General features: G+C 54.0%; 6 protein-coding genes and 1 pseudogene. All 7 read right to left on the bottom strand.

Going from position 1 to position 4,275, the window contains the following annotated elements:
- A partial coding sequence (gene groEL / locus CPT76_RS04685; protein ID WP_146116151.1) for a chaperonin GroEL occupies nucleotides 1-814 on the bottom strand: 814 nt, incomplete at its 3' end.
- A gap of 92 nt (nucleotides 815-906) precedes the next feature.
- Nucleotides 907-1,188, bottom strand: a complete 282-nt coding sequence (gene groES / locus CPT76_RS04680) for a co-chaperone GroES (RefSeq protein ID WP_076174926.1) — start codon at nucleotides 1,186-1,188, stop codon at nucleotides 907-909.
- A 370-nt stretch (nucleotides 1,189-1,558) separates the two neighbouring features.
- A pseudogene (tatC, locus tag CPT76_RS04675) lies at nucleotides 1,559-2,342 on the bottom strand (twin-arginine translocase subunit TatC).
- A complete protein-coding gene (locus CPT76_RS04670) occupies nucleotides 2,339-2,596 on the bottom strand; it encodes a twin-arginine translocase TatA/TatE family subunit (protein ID WP_076175208.1) in 258 nt (85 codons plus the stop codon). Before CPT76_RS04670 ends, tatC begins: the two are co-directional and overlap by 4 nt.
- A gap of 219 nt (nucleotides 2,597-2,815) precedes the next feature.
- Nucleotides 2,816-3,301: a MogA/MoaB family molybdenum cofactor biosynthesis protein gene (locus tag CPT76_RS04665; protein WP_076174928.1), complete on the bottom strand. Its 486-nt coding sequence runs from the start codon at nucleotides 3,299-3,301 to the stop codon at nucleotides 2,816-2,818.
- Nucleotides 3,302-3,381: 80 nt separating this feature from the next.
- The gene (moaC, locus tag CPT76_RS04660) at nucleotides 3,382-3,855 is read right to left on the bottom strand and encodes a cyclic pyranopterin monophosphate synthase MoaC (protein WP_076174931.1); all 474 of its coding nucleotides are present in this window, start codon (nucleotides 3,853-3,855) and stop codon (nucleotides 3,382-3,384) included.
- The coding region (locus CPT76_RS04655) for a 5-formyltetrahydrofolate cyclo-ligase (RefSeq protein WP_105442083.1) at nucleotides 3,836-4,275 on the bottom strand (440 nt) is incomplete at its 5' end. The genes moaC and CPT76_RS04655, both read right to left, overlap by 20 nt.

Genomic DNA, 4,275 nt, shown 5'->3' with positions numbered 1-4,275 from the left:
CCGCGTTGAACGTTCCACGCAGTTTGTTCACGATCAGCATCGCTTGAGCTTCGCCTTCGATGTCTTCAGCGATGATCACAAGCGGTCTGGCTTGTTGAACGATTTTTTCAAGCAGCGGCAGGATTTCCTGCGTGTTGCTGATTTTCTTGTCAGTGATCAGGATGTATGGATTTTCAAGCACAGCTTCCATTTTATCCGTATCGGTGATCATGTATGGGGAAATGTAGCCGCGGTCGAACTGCATACCTTCCACGACTTCAAGCTCTGTAGCGAATCCACGGGATTCTTCAACGGTGATAACGCCGTCTTTGCCCACTTTTTCCATCGCTTCGGCGATCAGTTGGCCCACTTCTTCGTCAGCTGCGGAAATGGAAGCGACTTGAGCGATTTCTTGTTTCCCTTTAACTTCGTTTGCGATGTTCTTCAGCTCGGCAACTGCCGCTTTAACCGCTTTGTCGATCCCTTTGCGGACAACCATCGGGTTAGCGCCTGCAGTTACGTTCTTCAGACCTTCGCGGATCATGGCTTGAGCCAGAACCGTAGCAGTCGTCGTACCGTCACCGGCTACATCGTTTGTTTTGGTTGCTACTTCTTTAACGAGTTGAGCGCCCATGTTTTCAAAAGCGTCTTCCAGTTCGATTTCTTTAGCGATCGTCACACCGTCATTAGTAATGAGCGGGCTGCCGAATTTTTTCTCCAGAACGACGTTGCGGCCTTTAGGTCCGAGCGTCACTTTTACAGCGTTAGCCAAAGCGTCTACACCACGCAGCATAGAGCGGCGTGCGTCTTCACTGAAACGGATATCTTTTGCCATGTTGATAAAAACCTCCCATAAATGATATAGATGTTGCTCATATGTTCAGGCTCTTCGCCGAAAATTCAATCCTCGCCGGATCAAAAAGTCGCTTAGCCTACGATTGCATGTATGTCGCTTTCTTTCATAATCAAATATTCTTTACCTTCATATTTGATTTCTGTTCCGGCATATTTGGAGAACAACACACGGTCGCCTTCTTTGACTTCCAAAGGAACGCGTGCCCCGTCTTTAACGGCTCCGCTGCCAACAGCGATAATTTTGCCTTCTTGCGGCTTTTCCTTGGCGGAGTCCGGAAGGACAATCCCGAACGAAGTTGTTTCCTCTTGTTGGATTGGTTCTACCAAAACGCGGTCACCCAAAGGTTTGATCATGAAAAATAGCCTCCTTATTTAGTATGTTGTGCTGCGGTTAAAGTCTGGTTGACGATTCTTGTTAGCACTCGACAACGTTCAGTGCTAACAACCACTTTTATGATACTCAACTTGGGAACAGATTTCAAGTCCTCTTTGAAGCATTTTTCTAAGAACTTCACACTTTTCATAGCACCTCCGCCGAACCCGTCCCATCCTGCACCGGACAAGCCTGTCACAGGCCTCCGCAGCGAATAAGACACCCTCCATCATTGTATCCACCGGAATCCGAAATATGCCGTTTTCCGTGATTTCTGAAAAAGAAAAGCCGTTTTCGAAGAAAAGAAAAAAGCATTCTTTTTCCGTCCAGAAAAAGAATGCCTGTGTCCTCTTATTGTGGTTCGGCCGGGAACCGGTATCTGGCCTCCACCGCCGCATCCGCAGCCAGCTGCTTGCGGTACACGACGGAGGATAAAAACACGCTGAACTCATACAGCACGAGCAGCGGAATCGTCACGAGAAAATCCGAGATGAAATCCGGCGGCGTAATGACGATCGCGATAAATACGAGAGCAAAATAGGCGACCTTCCGCATTTTCCGCAGCCGCAGCGGGTTCAGGATCCGCAGCTTGGTCAGAAACATGACGATGATCGGCAGCTCGAACAGCAGCGCCACCGGTACGACCAGCGTAAACAAAAAGCTGAAGTATTGGGAGATGCCGTACGTCTCCTTCAGTCCCATGGACTCGGTCACCTGGGTCGTAAAGCCCAGCGCCATCGGGAATACAACGTAATAGCCGAAGGCAAGTCCGGCCAGAAACAGCAGAAATACGTAAGGCACATAGCGAAGCGCGGCCTTGCGTTCCACTTCGCGGAGCCCCGGGCTGACGAAGGCCCACAGCTGGTACGCCGTAAACGGAATCGTCGCCACAAGCGATACGATCATGGCGATCTTCATGTACATGCCGATCCCGTCCCAGAAGGAAAATGCGTGCAGCTCGAAATCCTTCGCCGAGTCGACGCTGATCAGGTACTGATAGATGGGGATTGGCGCAGACCAGGCCGACCACAAGCCCGAGCACGAGAACAACCAGGACGTAAATGATCCGTTTGCGCAGCTCACCCAAATGCGGAAGGGATGGATATGGACTGCCTGGACTTCTCCCTGAAGTCACTCCGGCAGGCGCTTATCTTGGGCAGCGCTGCTCTGCACAGGTGCAGGCTGCTGCGTTTCACTTGCGGCCAGCGGCTTAGGCTCGCTCTTGCGCGGCGCCTGATCGTCTTCGCCGATGATATCGCGGGCACCGTCCTTGAACTCGCGGAATGTGCGGCCGACGGCCCGTCCGAGTTCAGGGAGCTTGTTGGGTCCAAACAGCAGCAATGCCAAAATGACCAGCAAAATAATGCCTGGCACACCGATTCCACTCAGCATATGGTATTCTCCTCTCTGTACTTTACTCTTAACCAAAATCCGGATATGTAACACACCGTGTCCGAGTAAAGCAGATCATTGATGGATGTTTGCATGTCGATTGGGCTTGTTCACAGCAATGACATAAAATTGCCACATCGCCATCATACCATATCACGGATCATTACAATATCAGATAAGTGTGACAATTTTGAAAAAAGTCAGGTAAATGCTGGATTATTGGCGGTATTGCCCGGTCACCATCAGCAGCGCTTCCGGCAGCTGGTCCATAATGGCCGCCAAGTGCTCGTGCACGCCCTTGGGCGAGCCCGGCAGGTTGACGATCAGCGTCCGTCCGCGGATGCCGACAATGCCGCGGAACAGCATCGCCGCGCGGTTCTTCTGCATGACGGTCGCCCGCATGGCCTCCGCAATGCCCGGCACCTCCCGCTCGATGACCCGGCGGGTGGCCTCCGGCGTTACGTCCCGGATCGCCAGCTCCGTACCTCCGGTCGTGAGCACCAGGTCCGCCTGGAAATAATCGGTTAACTCAATGAGCGACGCGATAATATCATCCTGCTCGTCGGGAACGATGCGGTATTCCACAATCTCCCCGCCCAATTCCTCCTCCACCAGCTCCCGGATGACCTGTGCGCTCGTATCTTCACGTTCACCTCGGGCTCCCTTATCGCTTGCCGTCAGGATCGCTGTTCTCCACACCATAAGATCACCCCTCCTCCTTTAACCCTAAGTTCTTATCTTTGTGAACCGTCTGATCCGAGCAGGTCCTTCTTCGACTATACTCAAGCTTCGCGGCTGTAGTCGCCGCTCTTGCCCCCGGTCTTGGATTCCAGCCGGGTCGGACCGATGACCATATCCTTCTGCAGCGCCTTGCACATGTCATAGACCGTCAGAGCGGCAGCCGATACGGCGGTCAGCGCCTCCATTTCGACGCCGGTCTTGCCCGTAGTCTTCACAGTTCCTTCTATATAAAGTTCATCATTTCCGTTATCGCTGAAATGAATATCAATGCCTGTCAGCGGCAGCGGGTGGCACATCGGAATGATATCCGACGTTTTCTTCGCCGCCATGACGCCGGCAACGGAAGCAACGGCGAGCACGTCTCCTTTGCCGATCCGCCCTTCCTTGATCCGCGCCAGCGTTTCTGGCGCCATCGTGACCGTCGTGCGGGCCACCGCCGTACGCGAGGTGACGTCCTTCTCCGAGACGTCTACCATTTTGGCCCGGCCTTGTTCGTTAAAATGCGTCAGATCCATCGTCAGCCCCCTTGTTCATCGTGTATATCCCTTGGTCGGTAATGAGGACCTGAAGACGGGCGTCGTTCTCGTCCATAGGGACGCGGTCTACTACCTGCGGCGCAAAACCAATCCCGGCCCACACAGGCATGGTACCGTCCCCGGCCGCAGCGCTCCATCGTTCGTAAAGCCTGTCGTAGTAACCCGCACCGTACCCGAGTCTTCCACCTCCGTGATCGAAAGCGAGACCGGGCACCAGCACCGCATCCGGCAGCATCCCGTCCTGCTCGGCCTGCACCCGCTCGGGGTCCGGCTCCAGGATGCCGTATGCGCCGGCCTGAAGCTCGTCCCACCGCCGCAGCCGGTGAATCGTCATGGAACGATCCCCGGGATGGCAGCGCGGGACGTACACATCTACGCCCCGAAGCCAGGCCCGTTCGA

This window comes from Paenibacillus sp. AR247 (genome assembly GCF_002968895.1).
Classification (GTDB): domain Bacteria; phylum Bacillota; class Bacilli; order Paenibacillales; family Paenibacillaceae; genus Paenibacillus_AQ; species Paenibacillus_AQ favisporus.
Note: the sequence above shows the minus strand (reverse complement) of the source record. Positions and strands in the feature narration are given on the sequence as shown.